The 24,144-nt window shown below is 42.2% G+C and carries 22 protein-coding genes and 1 riboswitch; of the genes, 13 read left to right on the top strand and 9 right to left on the bottom strand.

The genetic code is table 11. The annotated features are described in order from the left end of the window. Positions 1-16: 16 nt before the first annotated feature. The 4 genes from C8D73_RS05610 (at position 17) to guaA (ending at position 4,018) form a co-directional block, all read left to right on the top strand. A complete protein-coding gene (locus C8D73_RS05610) occupies positions 17-970 on the top strand; it encodes a triphosphoribosyl-dephospho-CoA synthase (protein WP_021718750.1) in 954 nt (317 codons plus the stop codon). A 140-nt stretch (positions 971-1,110) separates the two neighbouring features. Next, complete coding sequence (locus tag C8D73_RS05605) at positions 1,111-2,070, top strand: AEC family transporter (RefSeq protein WP_113077583.1); 960 nt, start codon at positions 1,111-1,113, stop codon at positions 2,068-2,070. 15 nt (positions 2,071-2,085) lie between these two features. Then, on the top strand, positions 2,086-2,523 hold the full coding sequence (locus C8D73_RS05600; protein WP_113077582.1) for a PaaI family thioesterase: 438 nt from the start codon (positions 2,086-2,088) through the stop codon (positions 2,521-2,523). Between the two features lie 193 nt (positions 2,524-2,716). Then, positions 2,717-4,018 (top strand): glutamine-hydrolyzing GMP synthase, encoded by a 1,302-nt coding sequence (gene guaA, locus C8D73_RS05595; RefSeq protein ID WP_113077581.1) that lies wholly within the window; start codon positions 2,717-2,719, stop codon positions 4,016-4,018. A gap of 461 nt (positions 4,019-4,479) precedes the next feature. Here the strand turns inward: guaA and C8D73_RS05590 are convergent, their stop codons facing one another. After that, the gene (locus C8D73_RS05590; RefSeq protein ID WP_113077580.1) at positions 4,480-5,106 is read right to left on the bottom strand and encodes a PDDEXK family nuclease; all 627 of its coding nucleotides are present in this window, start codon (positions 5,104-5,106) and stop codon (positions 4,480-4,482) included. Next, positions 5,093-5,341 (bottom strand): helix-turn-helix domain-containing protein, encoded by a 249-nt coding sequence (locus C8D73_RS05585; protein WP_113077639.1) that lies wholly within the window; start codon positions 5,339-5,341, stop codon positions 5,093-5,095. Before C8D73_RS05585 ends, C8D73_RS05590 begins: the two co-directional genes overlap by 14 nt. 102 nt (positions 5,342-5,443) lie before the next feature. Here C8D73_RS05585 and C8D73_RS05580 point away from each other — a divergent pair, with 102 nt between their 5' ends. From C8D73_RS05580 to C8D73_RS05565, 4 genes are all read left to right on the top strand, one after another. Then, positions 5,444-6,625: a DNA-methyltransferase gene (locus tag C8D73_RS05580; protein ID WP_113077579.1), complete on the top strand. Its 1,182-nt coding sequence runs from the start codon at positions 5,444-5,446 to the stop codon at positions 6,623-6,625. Between the two features lie 5 nt (positions 6,626-6,630). Further along, positions 6,631-7,668 carry a ParA family protein gene (locus C8D73_RS05575; RefSeq protein ID WP_113077578.1) on the top strand — a complete coding sequence of 346 codons (1,038 nt, stop codon included), beginning with the start codon at positions 6,631-6,633 and terminating at the stop codon, positions 7,666-7,668. 57 nt (positions 7,669-7,725) lie between these two features. Continuing rightward, positions 7,726-8,532, top strand: a complete 807-nt coding sequence (locus C8D73_RS05570; protein WP_211305782.1) for an SIR2 family protein — start codon at positions 7,726-7,728, stop codon at positions 8,530-8,532. 220 nt (positions 8,533-8,752) lie between these two features. Further along, on the top strand, positions 8,753-9,526 hold the full coding sequence (locus tag C8D73_RS05565) for an NYN domain-containing protein (protein ID WP_113077577.1): 774 nt from the start codon (positions 8,753-8,755) through the stop codon (positions 9,524-9,526). A gap of 163 nt (positions 9,527-9,689) precedes the next feature. On the opposite strand, the gene C8D73_RS05560 is transcribed toward C8D73_RS05565, so the two are convergent. From C8D73_RS05560 to C8D73_RS05535, 6 genes are all read right to left on the bottom strand, one after another. After that, complete coding sequence (locus C8D73_RS05560; RefSeq protein ID WP_113077576.1) at positions 9,690-10,640, bottom strand: dipeptidase; 951 nt, start codon at positions 10,638-10,640, stop codon at positions 9,690-9,692. A 70-nt stretch (positions 10,641-10,710) separates the two neighbouring features. Next, complete coding sequence (gene dcuC / locus C8D73_RS05555; RefSeq protein WP_021718732.1) at positions 10,711-12,084, bottom strand: C4-dicarboxylate transporter DcuC; 1,374 nt, start codon at positions 12,082-12,084, stop codon at positions 10,711-10,713. A 213-nt stretch (positions 12,085-12,297) separates the two neighbouring features. Beyond that, positions 12,298-13,197: a sirohydrochlorin cobaltochelatase gene (locus C8D73_RS05550; RefSeq protein ID WP_113077575.1), complete on the bottom strand. Its 900-nt coding sequence runs from the start codon at positions 13,195-13,197 to the stop codon at positions 12,298-12,300. A gap of 120 nt (positions 13,198-13,317) precedes the next feature. Then, positions 13,318-13,491: riboswitch (cobalamin riboswitch) on the bottom strand. A gap of 130 nt (positions 13,492-13,621) precedes the next feature. Continuing rightward, the gene (locus C8D73_RS05545) at positions 13,622-14,326 is read right to left on the bottom strand and encodes a hypothetical protein (RefSeq protein ID WP_021718730.1); all 705 of its coding nucleotides are present in this window, start codon (positions 14,324-14,326) and stop codon (positions 13,622-13,624) included. A gap of 24 nt (positions 14,327-14,350) precedes the next feature. Continuing rightward, complete coding sequence (locus C8D73_RS05540) at positions 14,351-14,719, bottom strand: metal-dependent transcriptional regulator (protein ID WP_021718729.1); 369 nt, start codon at positions 14,717-14,719, stop codon at positions 14,351-14,353. 199 nt (positions 14,720-14,918) lie between these two features. After that, on the bottom strand, positions 14,919-15,410 hold the full coding sequence (locus C8D73_RS05535; RefSeq protein ID WP_113077574.1) for a hypothetical protein: 492 nt from the start codon (positions 15,408-15,410) through the stop codon (positions 14,919-14,921). A 173-nt stretch (positions 15,411-15,583) separates the two neighbouring features. On the opposite strand from C8D73_RS05535, the gene C8D73_RS05530 reads away from it, so the two are divergent. From C8D73_RS05530 to C8D73_RS05515, 4 genes are all read left to right on the top strand, one after another. Beyond that, positions 15,584-16,657 carry an FkbM family methyltransferase gene (locus tag C8D73_RS05530; RefSeq protein ID WP_249033582.1) on the top strand — a complete coding sequence of 358 codons (1,074 nt, stop codon included), beginning with the start codon at positions 15,584-15,586 and terminating at the stop codon, positions 16,655-16,657. 193 nt (positions 16,658-16,850) lie between these two features. Further along, on the top strand, positions 16,851-17,888 hold the full coding sequence (locus C8D73_RS05525; protein ID WP_021718726.1) for an ABC transporter substrate-binding protein: 1,038 nt from the start codon (positions 16,851-16,853) through the stop codon (positions 17,886-17,888). Positions 17,889-18,025: 137 nt separating this feature from the next. Then, positions 18,026-19,702, top strand: coding sequence for an ABC transporter permease (locus C8D73_RS05520; protein ID WP_249033581.1), 1,677 nt, complete (start codon positions 18,026-18,028; stop codon positions 19,700-19,702). Positions 19,703-19,719: 17 nt separating this feature from the next. Continuing rightward, positions 19,720-20,766, top strand: a complete 1,047-nt coding sequence (locus C8D73_RS05515) for an ABC transporter ATP-binding protein (RefSeq protein WP_021718724.1) — start codon at positions 19,720-19,722, stop codon at positions 20,764-20,766. A 61-nt stretch (positions 20,767-20,827) separates the two neighbouring features. Here the strand turns inward: C8D73_RS05515 and C8D73_RS05510 are convergent, their stop codons facing one another. Then, entirely contained in the window at positions 20,828-22,555 is a 1,728-nt protein-coding gene (locus tag C8D73_RS05510) for an ABC transporter ATP-binding protein (RefSeq protein WP_113077573.1), read from the bottom strand. 516 nt (positions 22,556-23,071) lie between these two features. Between C8D73_RS05510 and C8D73_RS05505 the strand changes: the two genes are divergently transcribed. Further along, entirely contained in the window at positions 23,072-24,067 is a 996-nt protein-coding gene (locus C8D73_RS05505; RefSeq protein ID WP_021718722.1) for an ABC transporter substrate-binding protein, read from the top strand. Positions 24,068-24,144 lie beyond the last annotated feature (77 nt).

The following is a 24,144-nucleotide window of genomic DNA, read 5'->3' as shown; positions in this document are numbered from 1 at the left end:
GAAAGCAGGTGCAGCGATGTATGATCACCAAGCTAAAAAATTAAATGAGCAAGGTACGTTTAAAGAAATAGTAGTCGAGATATCAGCCCGCCAGCTTTCTGCTAAATCTGAAACTTTACGGCAAATGAGTATGTTTTTGACGCAGGCGGTTTTTATGGAGGTTTGCGTCCATCCAAAACCAGGCTTAGTCACCCGTCATGGCGGCGGTGCTCATACAGATATGAGTATTTTGACTTTTGCTGCCGGTTCTGCGGTTTTGGCAAAAGCTTTCAGTGATTTACAGATTTTAGGGATGAAGCATAATGGAAATTATCAGGAGTTATTTGGAAAGGTAAGACGTTACGGCGTCAGTGCGGAGCAGGAGCTGCTGCGCGTGACGAAAGGAGTCAATACCCAAAGAGGCATTTTATTTGCCGGTGGGCTATTGGCTGCTGCCGCAGGGGCTGCCATGAATAAAGGTCTGGACAGTAAAGCACTGTGCTCTATCGTGGCAGAAATGACGCAGGGGCTGACAGAGAATGAGCTGGCTGGACTGCAGGCAGACCGGCCTTTGACGGCAGGAGAAAGATTATATCAGGCTTATGGTATCACGGGTATCCGCGGCGAAGTGGAAGCAGGATTTCCCAGTGTACGACAGAACGGGTTGCCCGGCTTAAAGGAAGCGTTTGCCAAAGGCGCTGGACTGAACGATGCTTTGGTTCATGCTTTGGTTCATTTAATGACGGTTGTGCAGGATTCTAATGTCATCTGGCGCGGCGGTTATGCGAAGCTGCCGTTTGTACAGCAGCGTGCCAGAGATATTTTGGCGCAGGGAAGTATTTTTACTGATTCTGGACGCCGGTTGCTGGCAGAAAGTGAAGAACTTTTCAGGAATGAACGGATCAGTCCCGGCGGCAGTGCCGATCTGTTGTCTGTTACGGCTGCGTTATATTTAGTTGAAAACAAGGAATTCCCCGTTGCGATTATTTAGGACAGGTCGCAGGGGAAAGATTAGATAGATGTTTACTGCTTCCGGCATAGAAGGTGTGATTATGCCATTCCTCCATCAAGCAAAATAAGGCCCGCTAAAAGGGCCTTATTTTGCTGTTACAACCAGAAAAGAGGTGCGGTATGGAATTTGTTTTGAAAGCACTGGAAGGTATTTTCAGTATAGTTTTTATTATTGGTATCGGTTTTGTATTAAGCAGACGCGGCTGGTTTGACGAGTACAGCAGCGCATTGATCGCCAGGCTGGTAACTGCTGTGTCATTGCCTCTTTATATGATCGTCAGTATCAGTAAAAATTTTGATCATAATAAACTGGTCGCCATGGCGCCTGATCTGCTGCTGCCGATCTGTTCCATGCTGCTGGCTTTTGGTGTCGGTAAAATAGCTGCTCACGTTTTTAAAATCAAAAAAGAACGGCGCGGCATTTTCTGTACTAATTTTTTTATTGCTAATACCATGTTTATTGGTCTGCCGGTCAACCTGGCTCTGTTTGGTGAAAAAAGTATCCCGGCAGTAATGCTTTATTATATGGTCAATACAACCTTTTTCTGGACACTTGGTGTACATAATATTGTGCAGGATACCCTGAGTGATACAAAGAATAAACCAGCGTTTTTTTCTCCGGCAGCACTGAAGAAAATTTTTTCTCCGCCACTGGCCGGCTTCATTGTCGGTATCATTTTAGTCTTGCTGGACTGCAGGCTGCCGTCTTTTTTGATGAACAGCTTCCAATATATAGGTAATTTGACGACGCCTTTATCGTTGGTTTTTATTGGCATTGAGATGAGTAAGATCCCGTTGGGAGAAATCGGTTTCGATAAAGATCTGCTGCTAGGCGTTGCCGGACGTTTTCTGGTTTGTCCAGTATGTGTTTTGGTTCTGATACCGTTTCTGCCGGTAATGCCGCTGTCAGCACAGGTTTTCACTATGCAGGCGACCATGCCGGCGATGACACAGATGGCTATTGTAGCTAAAACTTATGGCGCGGATTCTGCTTATGCGGCGACGTTAAGTTTTTTAACGGTGCTTTTAGGTATTGTTGTCGTACCGTTGTATATGATGCTGGTTAATATGTATATATAAGTAAGAGGTGATTGAATGAACACAGTAACAGATGTAGCTGCCCATATCAAACAGATCTGGAGCAGCAGCGCGTTTATGAATTTGCTGAAGGTAGAGATCGATGAGATCCACTGCGGCGGTGCAACGGTAAAGATGCCGATAGATTTTGACATCCATACCAATCACTGGCTGGGTGTGCACGGCGGTGCTTTGGCGGCATTAGCTGATGCAGTTATGGGCATTACCGGAGCCAGTGTCGGCGAGGTTGTGCAGACACTGAGCTTCAATATCAATTTTATCAGCAATCTGCCAGGTACGGGGACGGCGATCGTTAAAAGCCAGGTCAAACACCATGGGCAGACAACTATGGTCATTATGGCGGAAATGACAGACGAACAGAATAATCTACTGGCTGCTATTACGACGACTATGTTTATCGCCGGACATTTTAATGAAATACCCAGAGAATGGTAATGAGGGTATGAAATATTAGATAACAAATAAAACCGTACCTGTGATCCAAAACAGTACGGTTTTATTTTATGCAGACACAAGATGAATTTAGTTAAGTTTTCTGCAATAATTTAGTGGAGAAGCAGGCGTTAAATATGTTACAATTAATATATCTAAGCTGGTGTAAAATTTTATTGCAGATAGGAGAATGGATATGCAGCAGGATATGATCGTAATTTTAGATTTGGGCAGCCACGAAAACACAATGGTGGCTCGTGCCGTAAGGGAACTGGGTGTTTACAGCGAGATCAAACCCCATGATATCACAGCAGCAGAACTGAAAGAGCTGCCTAATGTTAAAGGTATCATCATCAACGGGGGAGAAAACAATATTATCGACGGTCAGCCGATCGACGTGGAAGCAGCCGTTTATCAGTTTGGCGCGCCGGTAATGTCTGTCGGCCATACTTTGGCTAAAGTAGAAAATCTGCCTGCCTGGCCGGAACATACAGCTATGCTGGAAGTGCTCAAAAAATTTGTTTTTGATGAGTGTCATGCCACAGCCAACTGGAATATGAAAAATTTCATCAATGATCAGATCGAACTGATCAAAAAACAGGTCGGCGATAAAAAAGTTCTGCTGGCTTTGTCCGGCGGTGTCGATTCTTCTGTTGTAGCAGCGCTTTTGATCAAAGCTATCGGCTCGCAGCTGACCTGCGTGCATGTTAACCATGGCCTGATGCGTAAGGATGAGTCTGAAAGCGTCGTCAGAGTCTTCAGAGACGAACTGAAAGCTAATCTTGTCTATGTTGATGCCAGCGAACGTTTCCTCTCTAAACTGGCTGGCGTAGCTGATCCGGAAGCGAAAAGAAAAATCATCGGCGCCGAATTTATCCGTGTTTTTGAAGAAGAAGCGCGTAAACTGGACGGTATCGAATTCCTGGGACAGGGCACTATTTATCCTGACGTAGTAGAATCCGGCACTAAAACAGCCAAGAGCGTTAAAAGCCATCATAATGTCGGAGGACTGCCTGAAGATCTGCAGTTCAAGCTGGTTGAACCGTTGTATCAGCTTTTTAAAGACGAGGTACGTGCCTGCGGTATCGAACTGGGTTTGCCGCACAGTATGGTTTACCGTCAGCCGTTCCCCGGACCGGGACTTGGCGTAAGATGCCTGGGCGCTATAACTAAAGAGCGTCTGGAAGCAGTGCGTGAAGCTGACGCTATTTTGCGTGAAGAATTCGCCAATGCCGGATTAGATAAAAAAGTATGGCAGTATTTTACCGTTGTACCTGATTTTAAATCCGTCGGTGTACGCGATAACACCAGAACCTTCGAGTATCCGGTGATCATCCGTGCGATCAATACCGTTGACGCTATGACTGCAACTATCGAAGAACTGGACTGGCCGATCCTGCACAAAATCACCAACAGGATCTTGGCTGAAGTCAAAAACGTCAACCGCGTCTGCTATGATTTGTCGCCCAAACCGAACGCCACTATCGAGTGGGAATAGTGTCAGAGGCTCGGAAAAGTCCGTAATAATTGGGTTTTCTAAGGTTTGATGCCTTCCGTGGCAACATTTATCATTATTCATAAAAAGAGAGCTAACTGATTTTGATTAGTCAGTTAGCTCTCTTTTTATTCTTATTATTATTTTGTGCAACAAACGGCTTCTCCCGTGGCCTACAAGTGATATATTCAAAAGAAATCCAGTTCACTCATCCACCAAGGGTTACCATGTTTCACGGCAGCCCTCAAAGTCATAAGGGTGGAACGATTTGTTCTATCTCCTAGTGTTCGCAGAACGCGCAGCCACAGAATGAAATCCTGTGTTAGAAATGGGCTTGGGGCGCTGCCCTCAACAAGCAGACGGCAGGAAATGCGAGTGTGTATTGACACTCGCATGCTTACCTCATTTGCAAACGACTGATAGCTATGATTTTTTCAAAGAAAAATAAATGTATTTTATATCGTTTATTTATACTGCCACTTCCGAATTGTACGGGGAGACATACCATCTTTACCTTTTGGAAGAAGCGGAGCATCTACACTATACTCTTCCGCATCAAATCCAAATACGACAAACGGTACTTCGTCAAGCAAAAGGAAATATGGTTCTAATTCTTCGTAGTTTGAAACTCTATCAGTCAAATAGAAAGACATGTTTTTAGTAGGCATCATAAGCATAGCTAGATCCAATTCTCCTTTCTTTATGCCTACACATAATTTGTTCATAGAACGATGTGCAGATGAAATGTTGCCTGTTTCAAATTCTAACCCTGATCTGAAAAAGGAGTGTCCTGTGATAAATTCCTTATAAACATCTATAGGCCCGCCTTTTTGGGCATCTTTATGAAAGTATGTAAGCGGCTTTTCTCTATACCACCCAAATTCTTCTTCTAGAATTTGATAACACCTTTCTTTAACGGGAACTACGCCATTACAGTTTTTGCATGTACAATTAAGGATAAAGTGATCAGAGCCGGTCGTGACATTATTTAATATGGATGAGTAGACTTCTTCAAATGCTTGTGCTGCCAACGCATTTGTTTTAATTAAATGGTCTGCTGCCGTAGAAATATATTGCTTAGCTATTTTCATTTATCTTCTCCATTTCCTTTAGCAGATCAGAGGCAGTTATATGTAAAGCCTTTGCAATTTTTTCAATATTGTCAATAGAAACATTTCTGTTACAACGCTCTATATCCGATATGTAAGTGCGGTGTAGCCCACATAGTTCCGCTAATTCTTCTTGAGAAATATGTGCTGCCAATCTTAAAACTCGAAGGTTTTCCGCCATAATCTGCCGCAATGCTTTTTGTTGTCGATTTGGCATATACATTTTCTCCCTTCTGTTGACTAGATTTTTCTTATATGGTACAATGAAAGCAGACTATGAGTCTACAGACGATGAGTTACATGAGGGGACAAGGTTGCTATGCGTTTTTTTTCAGTTTATGATTTAATTGTTAGCAGAAGCAAAGATAAAAATATGACAAACGATGATATGTTTTCTTTTTTCAGTGCTCGAAAAATTTCCAAAGCAACTCTTATTAGTTTACAGCAAACATCTTTTCTCCCAGATAAGCCTGCATTCAAAAATGCTGTTACAGACTTTTTGGGGATGAGTGAACTTGAAATTGAACTAGCTATGGGACATATTCCTGCAGAATACCGGAAGTCATATTACGATAATATTTCGCATATAGCTATGCTTTTGCAAAAATCTACTGACGATAATGTATTAAGAGAGATCAAACCTTTTTTCGAGACAGATATCGGTAAACTATATAATGGCGACTGCATTGAGATTATGAAGGGAATACCCAATAGTTGTGTTGATTTGGTGTTTGCTGATCCCCCGTTTAACCTAGGGAAAACATATGATCCAGGCATTGATGATAATATGACAATGTCAAAATATATTAATTGGACATACGAATGGTTAGATCAGTGTATTAGAATACTAAAACCAGGAGGAAGAATCTTTATTTATAATATTCCCAAATGGTGTACTTATATCGCAGCCTACCTTGGAGAGCAGTTAACTTTTTGGGATTGGATTGCCGTTGATATGAAGTTCAGTCTACCAATTCAGAACAGATTATATCCAGCACATTATGCTTTGGTTTCTTATATAAAAGGAGTTAAAGCAACTACATTTAACAACCAGCGAATTTCTATGCAGATATGTAGACATTGTGGCGGAGAAATTAAAGATTATGGTGGGTATAAATCTAAAATGAATCCAAATGGAATTAATGTATCAGATGTTTGGAGTGATATATATCCGGTTCGACATAAAAGCAGCAAAAATAGAGAATACAATGAATTGTCCGTAAAACTGCTAGACCGAATTATCTGTATGTCAACAAATGAAAGTGATGTGGTTTTTGATCCGTTTGGCGGTAGTGGCACTACATTTGCTGTGGCACAATTGTTAAAACGTAGATGGATTGGTAGCGAACTTGGAAACTGCGAAATTATTAAGCAAAGGCTTCTCAATCCTGAAAAGGATAAGGCACAATTGGACAGGATTTATCAAGAAAAAAACCATCTATTCACAGAAGAAAGTAAAAAGATTCGTAGAAAGAACGGGTTTTGGTTATCGGAGGAGTAAGCGATATGAAAGTGATTACATTCTTCAATAATAAAGGCGGGGTCGGCAAAACGACTACCATTGTTAATTTGGCGAGTTATTTGTCAATTGCGAAAGAGAAAAAAATATTGTTAGTGGATTTAGATCCACAATCTAATGCAACACAGGCTATATTACCTGAGGATATGTGGATGGAATTTTATGATCCAGAGAATACTGAAACAAGGAAAACGATTTATGACTGCTTTAGCAAAATTGAAGATGGAGATTCTGAGTTTGTCAATATCGAGATTCCAGTAACAAGTTTACAAAATAATTTTAAGATTGCATTGATTCCAGGTCATCCTAAACTTTCAATAATAGATGATACAATGAGTAAGAGCTGGGCTGAAACAATGTCTGGGGATAAAGGTGCCTTAAGAAAACTTAATTGGTTAAATCAACTCAAACAAAAAAATAATGAGTATGATTACATCTTGATAGATATGGGACCTTCTTTAGGTGCATTAAATAGAAGCGCATTAATGAATTCAGATTACTTCTTAACGCCTATGGCTTCAGATATTTTTAGCCTCTTAGGAATATCTAATATAGCTGAATGGATGGAAAGATGGGTTAGATTGTATAAGTCTGCTCTTGCAACTTTTATTGAAACAAATGGGGAAGCAGTAGCAAATCAATTTTTTCATAAATACTTGATAAATACAACCCCAGAAGAAATGACACGGTATATAGGATATTCAATTCAGCAGTATTCAAAAAGAAAATTTAAGGCTGGAGAAAGACCGACTCGAGCTTATGAAAAAGTTATAGGTGGATTTCACGACAAGATCGTGGAATTCCTCTATGGATTTGCCAAAAGTGGCATAAGATCAGATGAACTAAAATTAGGAGATATTCCCTATATTTATAGTGTTGTTCCACTGTCTCAAACATCAAATACACCTATTTTTGAATTAGATTATTCAACAGGTGTACGCGGAAATCAAGGTAGCAGTGTTGAAACCTATAAAAAATATTTGGATACTGTTGCAGAGAATTTCATGAGAAATGTGGGGGAATAAACGGTGAGTGAAATTTGGCCTGCTAATTTAATCGAATAACTGTCATATAGAAGATGTGTGATATTCATAGGATCTGGAGTTTCTGCAACAGCTAAAAATGGTGAAGGACAATCGCCGGAAACATGGTCTGTGTTTCTTAATAATATTAAAAGCCTAATGAAGCATCCATCTGCTCAAGACAAAGAGTTTGTAGAAAAAATGTTGGCTGAAAATAATTATTTGTTAGCATTGCAAACCATCTACGATTTATGCGATCCTGGTGAATATAGCAATTATTTGAAGGAGATGTATTTGCGTAAAGGTTATACACCTTCAAATGTACATAAGCTTATTAAAGATCTTGATAGTAAAATTGTGATAACAACAAATTTCGATAAGTTGTATGAAAATGTTTGTTCCGATTTGCAGGGATGTATGACATTTGATTATACACAAACTAAATCAATAGTTGGGTGCATAAAATCCCCTGAAAGTATTATTATTAAAGCGCATGGCAGCATTGATGATACAGAAAAAATAGTATTTACCGCACAGCAGTACTATAGAGCACAGGAAAAATATACCGAATTTTATCGATTGTTGTCGTCTCTATTTCTCACTCATACTATTGTGTTTCTAGGATATAGTTTGCAGGATCCGGATATTAATTTGATGTTACAATTTTTGCATAATACTGCTAATACATCATGTCCACATTATCTTGTGAGTAAATCTGGAAATAGCTCTCTGCTAATCAAACACTGGAAAAATACATATAATGTATCATTAATTGAATATGGGGATAGCTACGATTATTTTGAAAAAAGTCTTGAAGAGCTAAGAGATTTGGTAATTCAATTGCGTGAAGAAAGAGGAATGCCGTGATTCTACACGGGTTATTTTTTATAACATGTGATTGGCAACACTATGGCAACAAAAAATCAGATAGCCTCTACTATCTGAATAATGAAAAGAATACCAATACTCTGAATTAAATTTCATAAGCAAATCTGTTTAGAAAACATCTAACAGGAGCGAGTGGGAATAAGTAGCTGATTTATGGTTATTTACTTATAAGAATATTGAGAATGTTAAGGAGGGGTTTATGGAGAATTTGCAAAGAATCGCGCTTTTAATTGATGCAGATAACACTCAGTTGGCAAAGTTGGAGGATGTTATACAGGAAATATCTACACATGGCCGTATCGTTGTAAAAAGAGCGTATGGTAATTGGAGAAAAGATACATTAAAAAACTGGGAAAATGAGCTGAAACGTTTAGCGATAAAAGCGGAGCAGCAGTTTGACTATGTTTCTGGTAAAAATACAACTGATATGGCGTTGGTAATCGATACAATGAATTTGCTGCATAAAGGGATTTATGATGCATTTGTTATCGTTGCCAGCGACAGTGATTATACTCCCTTGGCAATAAATTTGCATGAATCCGGAGTATATGTGATGGGTGTTGGTGAAAAGAAAACACCGGAAGCTTTTAGAAACAGTTGTGATGAATTTATTTTTCTGGAGAACCTTGGCGAAAATATAAAAGCAGCAAAGTCTAAAACTGAAAGCAGTGAAAAAGCAATAGAGATAGAAGAGGAATGCTTGGAAACTGCTGCAGTCGATTCTACGAAAGAAGATATAAGTGTAATACATAATTTATTAAAAATAGCATCTGACAAGTACCAGGATGATGAAGGCTATGTAAATGTTAGTTCAGCCGGACAATTTATAAAAAGAGTAAAACCGGATTTTGATGTGCGAACTTTCGGGTTTATTAAATTGCCGAAGCTAATAGAAGCATTCCCCAGAAAATATGAAATAAAAAAGTATCCCGGAAAAGGTAAAGTTACCATTATCGCCTATAGATGTAAGTAATAAATACAGAGGTATTTGTGTACATTATTGATCTGTGTTAGACTTTTGGCGATATTGAAATTACCATAAAGAAAAGACCCATCAAAAGATGGGTCTTTTCTTTATGGGGCTTACTTGTGGCATATCAAGGTCATAGCGGTTCATTTTAGTTTGCTATCATTATTTATAATACTTTGCCGAGCAGGTTCAGCACGTTTTTGTGGGTGATTTTTTCAATGGTACTGTCGCTGTAGTTTTTGCTTTGCAGGTATTCTACCAGCGGTTTGTAATCCTGTACGCCGTGGATATTATAAGGCGGGTGACTGATGCCGTCGAAGTCGCTGCCGAAACCGACGTGGTCGTCATTGCCCAAAAGGTTCAGCATATAGTCGATATGGCGGTATACACTGTCGATGCAGGCATTGTTATAATCTTCTTCCAGGAACTGTCCGGCAAAGGTGATACCGATCAGACCGTCATTGGCATTGATGGCTTTGATCTGGTCGTCATTGAGATTACGGGGATGACTGCAAAGTGTTTTGGCATTGGAATGGGTAGCAATGATCGGTTTGGTAGAAGTTTCGATAACATCCCAGAAGCCCGCTGTAGCAATATGGGAAACATCTACCAGCATGCCCAGACGGTTCATTTCTGCAACTACCTGACGGCCAAAGGTGGTCAGACCGCCGCCGCTGCATTCTTCGTTGACGCCGTCGGCAATGTCGTTGCGGTTGCTCCAGGTAAGGGTGATAGCGCGCACGCCAAGCTCATAGAGCATGCGCAGAGCTTCCAGACTGCCGTCGATAGCGCCGCCTTCTTCGATAGCCAGCAGAGTTGCTGCTTTGTGGTTGAGCACGTCGGCAGCATCGGCTTTAGTTAAAACGGGAAGCACGTCGATGCCTTTCTCCTGCAGTGTTTTAAGCTCCTGCTTATATTTGTCGAGGAGGGAAAGCGTATAACGCAGTCCGCCGTAGTAACGGAATTCGTGGGTCGGGACAAAAATAGCGCAAAACTGCAGACCGCCGCCCAGCTCTATCTGACGTTTAATGTCGAAGTGCTGATCGTTGTCATACAGGGAAGTGCCTTTTTTGTAAAGCTCGGTAAGTGTGTCGCAGTGACAGTCGCAGATGAACATGATTTACACATCCTTTCTAAAATAAGAATAGCCGCCCGCAGGCAGCTATTCTGTTTTATCAAAATTTCAATTACCCTCTGTAATAGTAGAAGAAGGTCATACCGATATTAACAAGCATTGCGCCGGCCATTGGTATAGCGGTACGTTTTACCAGGTCGAACGGAGAAACGCCGCCCATGCCGGAGGATACAACGATAACTGCTGTGATCGGCGAACAGTTACGGGCAATAGAAGCCGCAAAATGCATCGGCAGAAGCATCAGTACCGGATGCAGTCCTGTATGGGCTGCAACAGCAGGTGTCAGAGCCGCAAAGGCAAAGAACGGAGCGTTGCCGCTGCCCATAACGATAGCCGAGAAGGTGATGATAGCGACCATAACGAGCATCATAGCCATCGGGCCAAAGCCAAAGCCCTGACTGCCGGAGATCAGCGCATTGATAGTACCCATGGACAGAAGGCCCTGAGCAAAAGTCTGACCGGCTACGATCAAGGTGATAACGTTAGCCATCTGCATTCCTAAACCGTCAAAGAAGGTCTGGATGTCGCCGAGAACTTTTTTGCCGTCATGCCAGCGCATGTATTCGCAGCAGGCGCCAATAAAAAGTCCAATGAACATAGCCATAACGATGTTCATTTTGATTGAGGTGATCCACAGCGGGCTGAAGGAGAGGATCAAAGCCAGCGGAATAACCGGCAGGACCGCATACCAGAGCGGCGCGCTGTCAGCCGGATCATCTTCAGCAGGTTTTTCAACTTCCATCGGCTGGACGACATGTCCGTCACGTTTATCCATATATTTTTGAGTGAAATAGTGCAGTGTGCCGACAACAACGAAAGCAACCAAAACGATCGGTACCTGGTAGTCAGTCCAGTAAACTACCGGGTTCAAGCCGGCGGTTTCAGCAGAAAGGATGGTGCCGGTATCACTGGGGCTCCAGTCGAAGCAGAGCGTAGTAGCAACAGCAGCCGTAGCAGACAGACGGCTGACACCAAGTCCGATCAGGATCGGGAACATGGTGACCATCAGCAGCATGGCCAGACCAGATGCACTGTTGATGCACAGACCGATCAGCATACCGACAACCCAGGTGCCGGATAAAACGATATAAGGTGATTTTAAAGCCAGTAAAGGACGGATAGTCAGACGAACTAAAGAACGGGAAGCGCCGATTTTGTCCATATAGCGGGCAAAAGCGCCAACTGCCATAATGTTCATACCGAGCTTGCCGGCATTAGAACTCATGGTAGCGCGAATAAATTCAAAAGCATCAAAGAAAGTAGAGCCTGTAGCGGCTTTGGCCGGTAAGATAGTACCGTAACCGAAAATGGCGGCAATATACATTAAGATCATACCGCCTAAGAATAAGACCGGTTGAGGTTTGTACTTTTTGTAGATCAGAAAGCCGACCCAAAAAGTAACAAGAGCAGAGATTACTAAACCCATTGGTGCAACACCCTTTCTTCATATATAATGTCTTTCAATGACTAAAGTATAGCATTCTAATATCTCATAAAGCAAGAGCAGCAGCAACAAAGGGTAACAAATTTACAGAAAATTTTATTAAAATAAAAACGCTGTAATATTTTTGTACTGATTTCCAGAACATAAAAGGACGTTCTTCCTTAGAAGAACGTCCTTTGGACTAACAGTAATTATTTATCTTTGAACACCGGCTTCAGCAGCAACTGCATGCTGTACATAAATAGCCTGTACTGCGGCATTGCGGCCGATACCCTGCAGGTGACCTACAGTTTTAACGCCCATTTTTTCGATCATGGATTTCCAGGAATCTTCTTCATCTCCGTACATATCGTTGTTGGCATGGTCGCCTGCAACGATCATCAGGGGGAACATATGCACAGTTTTGTAACCGCGTGCTTTGATTTGTTCCAGAACTTCGTCCACGTTAGGAGTATCCACTTCTTCAACAGTGCCAACTACTACCGGTAAACCCATTTTATCAAAGGTTTCCTGCAGCATTTTGTAGGTGTTGCCAAAGGATTGGTTGTTATCACGGGGAGAACCGTGACCCATCAAGACAACGCCTTCACCTTTGCCAAGAGTCGGGAATTGAGTCGCAACAGCGGAAGCAGCGATAGCGAAATCGTTTTTACCTACCATCAGAGGATCGCTGACAACGATGCGGTCAAAATCACCTTTGAATTTATCAACGGTGGTCAGGACTTTATGCTCATATTCTTCGCCGTGCAGCAAATGAGTCGGTTGTACGAGAATGTCTTTATAACCGGCTTTTTTCAGTTCTTTTAAGGTTGCAGGCAAATCGTTGACTTTGATGCCTTTATTTTTTTCCAATCGTTCCATGATGATGTAGGAAGTAAAAGCACGTTTAAAATCACGGTTCGGGAAAGCTTTGGCAACAGCTTCTTCGATCCCGCCGATATCTTTCGTACGGGTGTCGTCGAAGGTCGAACCGAAGCTGACTACTACGACAGCCTTGTCGTTTTTCGGTGCTTTAGCAGCGGCAGAAGTGCCCATAGTTCCCAGTGCAAAAACCATCATTGAAGCCATAACTAACATTGAAAGCAGTTTTTTCATAAATTATTCCTCTTTCCTCTGATTATTTTCTGAATAGGTAATAAAAAAACCATCCATAAATATTAGGGATGGTGATAAAACATGGTTAGACCCATGATCTTTCCCCGTCCTTCGCAGGTCACTAAGATCGCGATGCAGGTAGTTCTTCTGGCTTGACTTCATGGCTCGGCCTTCCTTCCCGGAATATTCCAGTGGTTCTATAGGCGTTGCTCCATCTTACAGCGGCGGGACCGCGCCGGCTTTTAACCGGTCTTCTCTGTTATTCCTGACGGAACCTGCATTACCGTATTCAGTTTGATATACTAAATTATAACATCTTTGAATAGAGTGTCAAGCAAATTAGGAAAAAATATCATTAAGATACAGAGGTATACAAGAATAAACACCCTTTAATTATTTAAAGGGTGTTTAGAAATTTGCAGAGTTATTTTTTTGCAGCTTTATCAAGATCCTGAACGAAAGCATTGGCCATGCGCTGCCACATATTTGTTGTATCACTGTCTGCTGTACGGCTGCGTGTATCGCGCAGACTGAAAATTATTTTTCCTGTAGCAGGGTCAAAAAGATGAAAAGCTACATCAACGTAGCCGTCATATACAGTGCTGGCCGGAACATATTCATAAACAGTTCGTTCTGCATCCCGTTCGATCCAGTTTCCTTTATTGTCTTTGACCTTTTCTTTGTAATATCTGGTACGCGGTTCTTCGTGAGCGGGGATGACCCGTCTGTTGTAACCAAATTTATGGGCGATTATTTTCAGATCAGCAGTTGGAGCAGGCGCTATTTTGGTCGATATATCTGTATAAGTGCCGCTTAAAGCATCTTTGGTCAGTTGGGAAGCATCTTCTTTGGTAATTGAAAGATTTGATTCGATGCTTGTATCAAAAACATAATCTTTTTTAGTTAAAGCTTTTTGTAAAGCACTTATTATTTTTTCGGTCGCCATATCGTCAACAGTAAAATTGCTGCCGACAGGATCGACTACACTTATGGAAACCAAATTGATGCGGTGAAGTTTATTAAAATCGTAATTGGGATTCGTCCATTTCGTTTTGTCTGCATGAGCGGCCAGCGGCAATGCCAGCATTGCGATGGCAACAGTAAGCAAAAGAAGTAATTTTTTCATCATTGTTAAAACAGCTCCTTTGAATTGTTAAGAGTTTTTGATCAGTTTTTTTATCCCGGTAAAGGTTTCGGGGCTGATAACATGTTCGATCCGGCAGGCATCTTTTTCAGCTGTTTCTTCGGATACGCCAAGATTTTCGCGTAAAAAGCGCGTCAACAGCAGATGTCTTTCCAAAACAGCGTTTGCTTTAGCGAGCCCTGTTTCAGTCAGAATGATGTTGCCGTCCGCTTCCATCAGAATGTAATTTTCGCGTTTTAAAATACTCATAGCCCTGCTGACGCTGGCTTTGGTAAAATTCATATGCGTTGCAATGTCGATAGAACGGACACTGCCGTTTTGCTGCTGCAGCATCAGAATGGTTTCCAAATAGTTTTCTCCAGATTCTTGCAAAATCATAACAAGTCCTCCGTTGGCAATAGTGCCGTTTGATTGATCGTGTAATAAAACACAGCCGGTGAAAATTAGTGAGCAGTAAGAATATTCCGGCAAATATTATCAGTACTATTTTAACATTATAAAAAGGTCTGGGCAAGTATAGTTAGAGCAGGATAAAAAACGCCTGAAGTTTTGACTTCAGGCATAGAAAAAGTAGCGGTCAAGAACGTTCGTAAACGCGTTTTGTCAGGGTTAATGTTTTCTCTAAAACAGAAGCAAATAACCCGGATGTTAATGCTGTGAAAATCATTCCAGGAAGAGCTGCTGCCAACAGAGGGTAGACTGCCTTACCAATAAAAAGACTGAGTGCAAGACGTGCTGCGGAGGAAGCGACAGCTCCTGATAACAGGTAGAAGATTTTGGTTTTTCCTAAAACTGCATATAATAAGGCAACGACTATTCGAAAAAGCATTGCAATAAGGACGTTGAAAATAGTTTGCGTACCCAGGAGTAAACCGCCGGCAGAGGCCAGAATACCTGCAAGCAGATATTTTTTGATGCCAAAAACACCGCAGATCGCTACAGCAATAGGAGCGGAGAGTTGAAATTCACTTCCTGGAATAAAGCTGGGAAGCTTAAAAGCCCCGCTGACGGCGATAAATGCTGCTAATAAGGCAATTTCACTGATTTCACGAATTTTAAAAGTAGACATAAAGATCACCTTAATTATGGTTAACTATAAACTGAAATTAAGTTTACGATAATAGTATATAAAACTTGATGGTGGTATGTCAACCATAAGAATGGTAAAAGTTAACGCAATAAAAGTATGACGGCAGGTAAAGTTTCGTGTACAATAAAGTTGTAGAGAAGGGAGCGGCGTAAATGTTGGATTTTATTAAGGAAAAACAGGACGTTTGGCAGATTTTGCAGCTGACTGACAAGCCTGTTGTTTTATATGGAATGGGTAACGGTGCCGACCAGATTATTGACTTGTGTGACAGGATGCAAATAAAGGTCGCCGGTATTTTTGCCAGTGATGAATTTGTTCGCGGGCAGGTTTTTCGTGGTCATATGGTCGAGACTTATACCGCAGTTAAAGATCGGCTGGGTGATTTTCTGATTGTTATTGCCTTTGCCTCAGAGTCGCCTGCAGTTTTAAACCGCTTTCAGGAGCTGAGCACAATGCATGAAACAGTAGCGCCGCATTTGCTGCTGTTTCCCGGAGATGAAACAGTTTCGTTTGACTGGCTGCAGCAGCATCAGCAGGAATTGCAGCAGGTATATGACAATTTGGCTGATGATTGGTCCCGAGACGTGTTTGCAGCATCACTGAATTATAAGCTGAGCGGTAAACTGCATTATTTATGGCAAAGTGAGACGGAGCGGCTAAAAGATCTGCAGAGTATTTTCAGTTGGAGCGAAGAAGAAACGTATGCTGATCTAGGTGCCTATAATGGTGATACGATCAGGGAATTTTTACAGCTGACTAATAATAAATATAATCGGATTTTTGCGGCAGAGCCGGATAGGCGTAATTATAAAAAATTATCTGCTTATTTAGAGGCAAGTGGTTTGTCTGATATCAAAATTTTTGAAAGAGCCATTTGGAAAGAAACGGCAGAACTGTCTTTTTCTGACAGCGGCGGCCGTCAGTCAACGTTGCTGACAGGCCAGCGTCACATAGTGCAGGCTGTCGATATTGATACACTGCTTGAAGATGAGCGTGTAACTTACATCAAAATGGATGTGGAAGGCGCTGAGATGGAGGCTTTGAAAGGGGGAAAGGAGCAGATAAAACGTAATAAACCTAAATTATTTATTGCCGCTTATCATCACGATGCGGATATTTTCCTGCTGCCATTGTTTATGTGGCAGTTAGTGCCTGAATATAAGGTTTATCTGCGTAAACATCCGTATGTGCCGGCGTGGGAATTAAATTTTTTAGCAGTCGTATAATCGCGGGACACAAAAAATCCCATAGGGTCAAAAGTGTCGTATTGTCGATTGACAATGGAATGTTTTTTAAATAAGGCGTAAATGTGACATAAATTTTAATTTTTTGTAAAACTTTTTTCTAATGTAAGCAGGAATTTTACAAAGCCGGGCGAACTTTAAGGGTAGTATGACAACACAAAGGAGTGGATGTTTAATGAAAAAAGCAAAATGGTTGTGCACTGCAGCAGCAGTTCTGGCATTATCAGTAGCAGTTGCCGGCTGCGGCGGCAGCGACGATAAGAAAGCTGCAGATTCTAAAGGCGGTCCTAAAGGCGACGTTATGGTTTATACCTCTATTTATCCTGATATCATCGATAAAATGTGTAAACCTAATGTAGCTAAAGCATTCCCTGATATGAAAGTTACCTGGTTCCAGGGCGGTACTGAAAAAGTAATCACTAAAATTACCGGCGAGATCAAAGCCAACAAAATCGGTACTGACGTTCTGATGGTTGCTGATCCTTCCTACTACCTGACTTTGCAGGATCAAGGTTTGCTGCTTGATTATGTTTCCCCGAACCTGAAAGATGTCATCACTGATAAAGACAAGAACGGTGCTTGGTCCTCTGTTCGTGTCTGCAACATGATCATTGCTTATAACTCTGATAAACTGAAACCCGAAGATGCTCCGAAATCCTGGAAAGATCTGACCGATCCGAAATGGAAAGGCAAAATCGCTATGCCGAACCCAATGCTTTCCGGTACTGCTTATGTAGCGGTTGGCGCTTTGGCCGATAAATATGGCTGGGAATATTTCGACCAATTGAAAGCTAATGATATTCGCGTTGAAGAAGGCAACTCTGCTATTCAGAACAAATTGCTGACCGGCGAATATGCTGCTGCAATGATTTTGGAAGAAAACGTCCTCAAATTGGCTAATACTAAAAATGAGCCTTTGAAAGTTTCCTATCCTGAAGACGGCGTTATCATCATCCCGTCTCCGATCGCTATTTTTAAAGCAACCAAAAACCCCGAAGGTGCTAAAGCTCTGGTTGACTGGTGGTTGTCTAAAGATGGTCAGCAGGCAGTTGTTCAAGGCTGGATGCACTCTGTACGCGGTGACGTAGAGCCGCCTAAAGGCGCTCCTGCTCTGAAAACTTTCTCTGATAAAGCTATTAAAGTAAACTGGGAAAAACTTTCCAAAGAAAATGCTCAAATCAAAGAGGCTTTCCGCGTAAGAGTTATGGAATAGTTCTTATTAAAATTTGTTGAGTAACAATTTTTAAGGGATCAGGGGTCGTTTTTGACGATCCCTGTTTTCCAATTTCTTTGCAGGAAAATCCTGTAAATGATTTTTCACCGGTCTCAAAGCCGGGGAAAGGAGCCATAGTGGGGTCTTTACCTAGATTTAATAGTAAATTCATAGTTATTGCTGTTTCCGTTATTTTATTATTATATTTTGTGGTTTTCCCGATGGGAATACTGCTTTATGACAGTATTATGGTTAATGGAGCCATCAATTTCGGCAATTATGCTGATGTTTACAGTCAAGATGTTAACTGGCGTGCTTTGTCCAATACTGTGCAGCTATCGCTTTTAGTTATGGTAGCCAGTGTTATTATTACGTTCCCGCTGGCCTGGCTTGTTGGCCGCACCGATATGCCCGGTAAAAAAACATACCGGACTTTACTGGTTGCCAGCTATATGATCCCTCCTTATGTTGGCGCGATTGCCTGGGTACAGCTTTTAAATCCCAGCGTCGGTTATTTGAATTCGATTTTTAAGTGGATTCTGCAACTGCAGCAATCTCCATTTGATATTTATACTATGGGCGGTCTGGCTTGGGTATTGACCCTGTTTTATTCGCCTTTTGCTTTTATTACCATTTCCCGGGCAATGGAAAAAATGGATCCGACGCTCGAAGAAGCGGCACGTGTTTCCGGAGCTTCCCCTCTGCGTACCCTGGTCGATGTTACTTTGCCTTTGATGGCACCAAGTATTTTAGCAGGCGGTCTGTTGGTTTTCATTGCTGCCGGTTCCTGCTTCGGTATTCCTGCCATTGTTGGTATGCCTGGTAATATCGAGGTTATGACTACCCGTATCGTCACCTATATTTACATGGGTAATGATGAGGGTATCCGTGATGCCACGGCTTTAGCAGCATCTTTGATGTTCATTGCCAACTTCTTACTGTTCTTTATGACCTGGATGCTGGGCCGCAAGGATTATACAACGATCAGTGGTAAGAGTACCCGTCCTAATATCGTAGAGCTTGGCAAATGGAAATGGCCTGCTTTCTGTGGTGTAGGTCTATATGCGTTTATTGCAGTAATTTTACCATTAGGTTCTATATTGCTGACATCACTTTTAAAGAGTATGTCGCGCGGAGTTACCTGGTCGAATATCGGCTTTGATGCATGGGAGCCTGTTATTACCAGCAGTCAGTATATGGAGAGTATCTGGAATTCGGTCGTGTATGGCGTAATCGCCGCCACTATTGGTACGATACTTTCAGTGTTCATTGCTTATCTGGCCGTTAAAACAAAAGTCAAAGGACGTAGCTTCCCGGATCTGCTGACCGTTATCGGCGGTTCTACTCCGAGTATCGTTATCGCCCTGGCTCTGGTTATCACCTTCTCCGGTAATTTCGGTCTCAATCTTTATTCGTCGATGTGGATTCTGGTCGTCAGCTATCTGGTCAAATATATGACCATGTCTGTGCGGACAATAGCGGCTTCCCTGAGTCAGGTGCACGTTTCTCTTGAAGAAGCAGCATTAAATTCAGGTGCCAGCTGGATCAGAACCTGTAAAGATATTATTATGCCGTTGATCGCTCCGTCCATCATCGCCGGTTGGTTCCTGATCTTTATGCCGTCTTTCTACGAGCTGACGATGTCGCTCCTTCTGTACGGTGCAGAAACTAAAACTATCGGTGTTTTGCTGTACGAGCTGCAAACTTATGCAGATACACAAAATGCTTCTGTATTATCAGTAATCATTTTGACTATCGTTTTGGTTGGTAACCTGATCCTTAACAAACTGACCAAAGGCAATGTGGGAATTTAAAGAAGGAGTGGAATAAATTGGCACAAGTACGTATTGAACATGTATTTAAACGTTTCGGGCCTGTAACGGCTGTTAATGATTTCAACCTGACGGTTGAAGACGGCGAATTCGTTTCTATCCTCGGTCCTTCCGGCTGTGGTAAAACAACTTCCCTGAGAATGATCGCAGGCTTTGAAAAAGCTACAGAAGGCGAGATCTATATCGGTGACCACTGCGTCAGTTCTTCGTCGCAGAATAAATTTGTTCCTCCGGAAAATCGCGATATCGGTATGGTATTCCAGTCATATGCAGTTTGGCCGCATATGACGGTTGTTGAAAATGTGGCTTATCCGTTGAAGATCCAAAAGGTTCCCAAAGAGGAACGTTTGAAAAGAGTAAATGAAATGCTGGAGCTCGTGCATTTAGGCGAATATGGCCACCGTTATCCGCATCAGCTGTCCGGCGGTCAGCAGCAGCGTGTCGCTTTGGCTCGTGCTTTGGTTGCGCAGCCAGGTTTGCTGCTGTTAGACGAACCGTTATCCAATCTGGATGCTAAACTGCGTGAAAGCATGCGTTTTGAGATCCTGTCGATTCAAAAAGCACTTGGTATTACCGTTGTTTATGTAACCCATGATCAGGGTGAAGCCATGGCAATGAGCGACCGCGTAGTTGTTATGAGTAAAGGCGTAGTGCAGCAGATCGGTGCTCCGCATGAAATTTATACCAATCCTGCCAACAAAATGGTTGCTGATTTTATCGGGTTGGTCAATTTTATGCAGGGTGAAGTATCGGATGACAGAGTATACCTGCAAGGTACTACAGCTTCTTTCCCCAATACTTCGGGTGTTTCCGGCAGTGCTACCATCGCTGTACGTCCTGAGAATATTACGATGAGCCGCGGCGGTGGTATGCTTGAAGGGACATTGACGCATCGCTTCTATTTAGGTGATGCTGTTGATTACCGTGTTACCGTCGGTGATCATGATGTACGCGTTATCGTCAAAGGGGCAGACTTGAAAGAATTTGCCGACGGAGAAAAGGTATATCTTGATTTTGAAAAAGTAATGATCTTTGACCGCGAATAATTAAAAAGCTGTTTATATGAAAAAAGAAACCCTCGGATGTTTTCATCCGAGGGTTTTATTTTTAATTTAGCGGGCTTTTACTGAACTGTGCCATATAAAGCTTGTAATATTCTCCCTGCAAAGCCATCAGATCGTCATGAGAACCATGTTCGCTGATACCGTTGGGGGTGAGGACAACGATACGGTCGGCATGACGGATCGTTGCCAGGCGATGGGCTACGATCAGGGTCGTGCGGTTACGTGACAGCTGCATCAGTGATTCCTGGATAAGGTTTTCCGTTTCATTATCCAGGGAAGAAGTCGCTTCGTCTAAAATCAGGATGGGCGGATTTTTGAGAAAAACACGGGCAATGGCAATCCTCTGTTTTTGGCCTCCGGACAATTTAACACCGCGTTCACCAAGCTGGCTGTCATAACCATCCGGCAGCTGATTGATAAAAGCATCAGCTTCGGCCAATCTGGCAGCGGTGATGATTTCTTCCATACTGGCATGAGGGTTGCCGTAAGCGATATTTTCACGTACAGAGTCAGAGAAAAGGAAGATATCCTGCTGAACTATGCCGATATTACGGCGCAGTGATTTTAAGGTCACATTGCGGATATCCATTCCGTCAATGGTTATAACGCCCTGCTGAAGTTCATAGAAACGCGGCAGCAGATTGCAGATCGTGCTTTTACCAACACCTGTAGTGCCGACAAAAGCGATAACTTCACCGGCAGCGATATCAAGATCAAAATTTTGAATAACAGGTTTGCCGGGATCGTAGCCAAAGCTGACATTTTTAAAGGAAATAGAGCCTTTTAAAGTACCACAGTCGACTGCGCCGGGCAGATCTATATTTTCAGAAGGGGTATCCATCAGCTGGCAAAAGCGCTGGTAACCGGCCATACCTTTCTGATAGGATTCTGCTAATGCGGTCAGGCGCAGGATGGGGCGGATAAAGATTGATACATACAGTAAAAAGGCGACCAGATCGCTGATCTGCATTTTACCATATGCGATCATGGCGCCGCCTACGACAATGATAACAAGATTAGTGACATTGGAAAACAATACAGCGTTGCTGTTCAGGCGTGATAAAAGGTCGAACGATGTTTTACGTGCCTGTAAAAGAGCTTGTCCGTTTTTATCAAGGCGTTTTTCTTCCCATTCTTCATTGTTGAAGGATTTAACTAGGCGTATGGCATTCAGACTTTCATTTGTCTGTGCTGTAAGATTACCGACCTGTTCGCGGATCATACGCCCTGATTGTTTCAGTGCATGATTGGTAGCAACTGATTCATAAGCTTTTCCTAACAGCAGCAGATTGACCAGTAACGCTAAAGGCCAGTTAAGATAAATAAGTATTCCCAGAGTACCAAGCATGGTTATAGTACAGACCAGCAGGTAATTAGGACCAAGAAAAACAAGCTCACGGATCTCGGCAATATCGCTGACAATACGGGAAATCAGCTGGCCGATACGGATGTTGTCAAAATAACGGAAAGACATTGATTGGACATGCTGAAAAAGGTCACTGCGCATATCCTGTTCTATTTTTGCACCCATTAGGCGGCCGTGTCTTGAGACTTGATAACTGATTATAAAATTAAGCAGGTATAAAAAAAGCAAGATGATCGTAGCCTGCCCTAAGAGGAAAAGATTGCCTTCGGGCAGTACATCGCCCAGGATATAGCGCATAAAGAGCGGAAAACATAAATCAAGGGCGGATGTGATAACGGATCCGAGCAAAGCAAAAAACAATGTTTTTCGGTAAGGGCGGTAGTATTTTAATAAACGTTCTGGCATATGGCAGACCTCGCAGATAAATGTACCTACTGCTGCTGCAGCCGGTAGAAATATAAAAATGACGAATAAAAATCAACTATAATCAATTATAACACATTGAACTATAAGAGCAGAGGTTATTTTGAGTATTTGTAAAGTAATTTGTTAATGTGATTTTAAGTGTATTGGAAAAAAGTTAGCTTAAGCTAACTCGAGAAAAATAAAAAACTGTGCGTGAGAGCTGTTAAGCACAGTATCGAGTGAGCGTTAAGTTGATAAGTGTAAAAGTTTGGAAGCGGGCAACCCCAAACAGTTAGCTTAAGCTAACGTATAAATTATACTTAAAAAAAGCACTGATGTCAATAATTAAGTTCAAATTAGCAGCTGTACGGGAATTTTGATCAATGATAGTGATTTTTCGCGGTAATGCGTACCCTTGTGGTACTGTATGAAAACTTGGCGAGGTATTTTCGAGCCTAGTGAGAATACGTACCCTTGTGGTATAATGAATTTATTACCATAAAAGGCGGTCGAACTATGAAAGTAATTCTGGTAACAGTGCTGTCAATTGTGTTTCTCTGCAGCGGTTGCAGCAGTAACATCAAAGAAGAACAGAAAAGTATCAAGATCTGCAGCAGCCTGAATGAAACAATGACAGATATTTTAGCGGAAGATTTTGCCAAACAGCAGAATGTGAAAGTTGAAGTCAGACATTTGCCGGCAGGGAATTTGGATGAACGGCTTAATTTTCTGAGAGAGGGAAAATTCGATGTCTGGCTTGGCGGTACGCCTGAAGAATATTATCTGGCAGGAGAGCAGAAAATGCTGCGCAGCTACAGGCCGAGGGAGGCCTATAAAGTACCTGCTGAAATGCGTGAGAATCAGTGGCGCTGGACAGGTCTTTATGTCGATTATATAGGATTTTTGACTAATCGTGACCGACTGCGCGAGTTGGGGCTTTATGCTCCTGAGACATGGGATGAATTGCTGAAACCGGAGCTTTGGGAAGAAACAGCGCTGGCTGATTTTAAAAACGGCGGTCGGAGTTATGGCATGATAACTTCTATCTGGCAGCTGCGCGGCGAAGCTAAAGCTATGGAGTATGCGGCTTCTTTTAACAGCCAGCTGCCTTTATATACGGCCAGTGAATGGGAGGCTATTGAAGCGGTTCGCAGCGGCAGAAAAACGATCGCGGTAGTTTCACTTTCCACAGCATTGCAGCTGGAAAGGCAAAATCGCGATCTATTCGCAACTTTAGTCAAAGACGGTAATAAAAACTGTATTACCGGTGCTGCTATTCTCCAAGGGGCAAATTTAGCAGAAGCACAGTCTTTTATGGACTATTTGCTGTCAGAACATTCAAAAGATTTACTGGCCTCTAAGGGTTATCCGCTTTTGTGGCGTGTCAGTGATTATGCCCATGATGACGGGCGGAAAATGATGATCGGTGATTTAGAACTGGCGGTTGATGACCTTAGCTGGACTGCGGGTCAGAAAAGCGTTATTATCCAGCAATGGCTGAATGCTCAGTAAGATAAAAACATTGACGATAACATTGAATCGGTTATAATTAAGATATAGTAAGCAGGCAAATTTTGATAAAGACCTGC

Origin of the sequence: Phascolarctobacterium faecium DSM 14760 (assembly GCF_003269275.1) — a bacterium.
Classification (GTDB): domain Bacteria; phylum Bacillota; class Negativicutes; order Acidaminococcales; family Acidaminococcaceae; genus Phascolarctobacterium; species Phascolarctobacterium faecium.
The sequence above is the reverse complement of the archived record's forward strand: the minus strand, read 5'-3'. Positions and strand labels throughout refer to the sequence as shown.

Bases quoted from the DNA above. Each gene is read 5' to 3' on its own strand.
- C8D73_RS05610 (WP_021718750.1), top strand. From the start codon at position 17: ATGTATGATCACCAAGCTAAAAAATTAAATGAGCAAGGTACGTTTAAA.
- C8D73_RS05605 (WP_113077583.1), top strand. From the start codon at position 1,111: ATGGAATTTGTTTTGAAAGCACTGGAAGGTATTTTCAGTATAGTTTTT.
- C8D73_RS05600 (WP_113077582.1), top strand. From the start codon at position 2,086: ATGAACACAGTAACAGATGTAGCTGCCCATATCAAACAGATCTGGAGC.
- guaA (WP_113077581.1), top strand. From the start codon at position 2,717: ATGCAGCAGGATATGATCGTAATTTTAGATTTGGGCAGCCACGAAAAC.
- C8D73_RS05590 (WP_113077580.1), bottom strand. From the start codon at position 5,106: ATGAAAATAGCTAAGCAATATATTTCTACGGCAGCAGACCATTTAATT.
- C8D73_RS05585 (WP_113077639.1), bottom strand. From the start codon at position 5,341: ATGCCAAATCGACAACAAAAAGCATTGCGGCAGATTATGGCGGAAAAC.
- C8D73_RS05580 (WP_113077579.1), top strand. From the start codon at position 5,444: ATGCGTTTTTTTTCAGTTTATGATTTAATTGTTAGCAGAAGCAAAGAT.
- C8D73_RS05575 (WP_113077578.1), top strand. From the start codon at position 6,631: ATGAAAGTGATTACATTCTTCAATAATAAAGGCGGGGTCGGCAAAACG.
- C8D73_RS05565 (WP_113077577.1), top strand. From the start codon at position 8,753: ATGGAGAATTTGCAAAGAATCGCGCTTTTAATTGATGCAGATAACACT.
- C8D73_RS05560 (WP_113077576.1), bottom strand. From the start codon at position 10,640: ATGTTCATCTGCGACTGTCACTGCGACACACTTACCGAGCTTTACAAA.
- dcuC (WP_021718732.1), bottom strand. From the start codon at position 12,084: ATGGGTTTAGTAATCTCTGCTCTTGTTACTTTTTGGGTCGGCTTTCTG.
- C8D73_RS05550 (WP_113077575.1), bottom strand. From the start codon at position 13,197: ATGAAAAAACTGCTTTCAATGTTAGTTATGGCTTCAATGATGGTTTTT.
- C8D73_RS05545 (WP_021718730.1), bottom strand. From the start codon at position 14,326: ATGATGAAAAAATTACTTCTTTTGCTTACTGTTGCCATCGCAATGCTG.
- C8D73_RS05540 (WP_021718729.1), bottom strand. From the start codon at position 14,719: ATGATTTTGCAAGAATCTGGAGAAAACTATTTGGAAACCATTCTGATG.
- C8D73_RS05535 (WP_113077574.1), bottom strand. From the start codon at position 15,410: ATGTCTACTTTTAAAATTCGTGAAATCAGTGAAATTGCCTTATTAGCA.
- C8D73_RS05530 (WP_249033582.1), top strand. From the start codon at position 15,584: ATGTTGGATTTTATTAAGGAAAAACAGGACGTTTGGCAGATTTTGCAG.
- C8D73_RS05525 (WP_021718726.1), top strand. From the start codon at position 16,851: ATGAAAAAAGCAAAATGGTTGTGCACTGCAGCAGCAGTTCTGGCATTA.
- C8D73_RS05510 (WP_113077573.1), bottom strand. From the start codon at position 22,555: ATGCCAGAACGTTTATTAAAATACTACCGCCCTTACCGAAAAACATTG.
- C8D73_RS05505 (WP_021718722.1), top strand. From the start codon at position 23,072: ATGAAAGTAATTCTGGTAACAGTGCTGTCAATTGTGTTTCTCTGCAGC.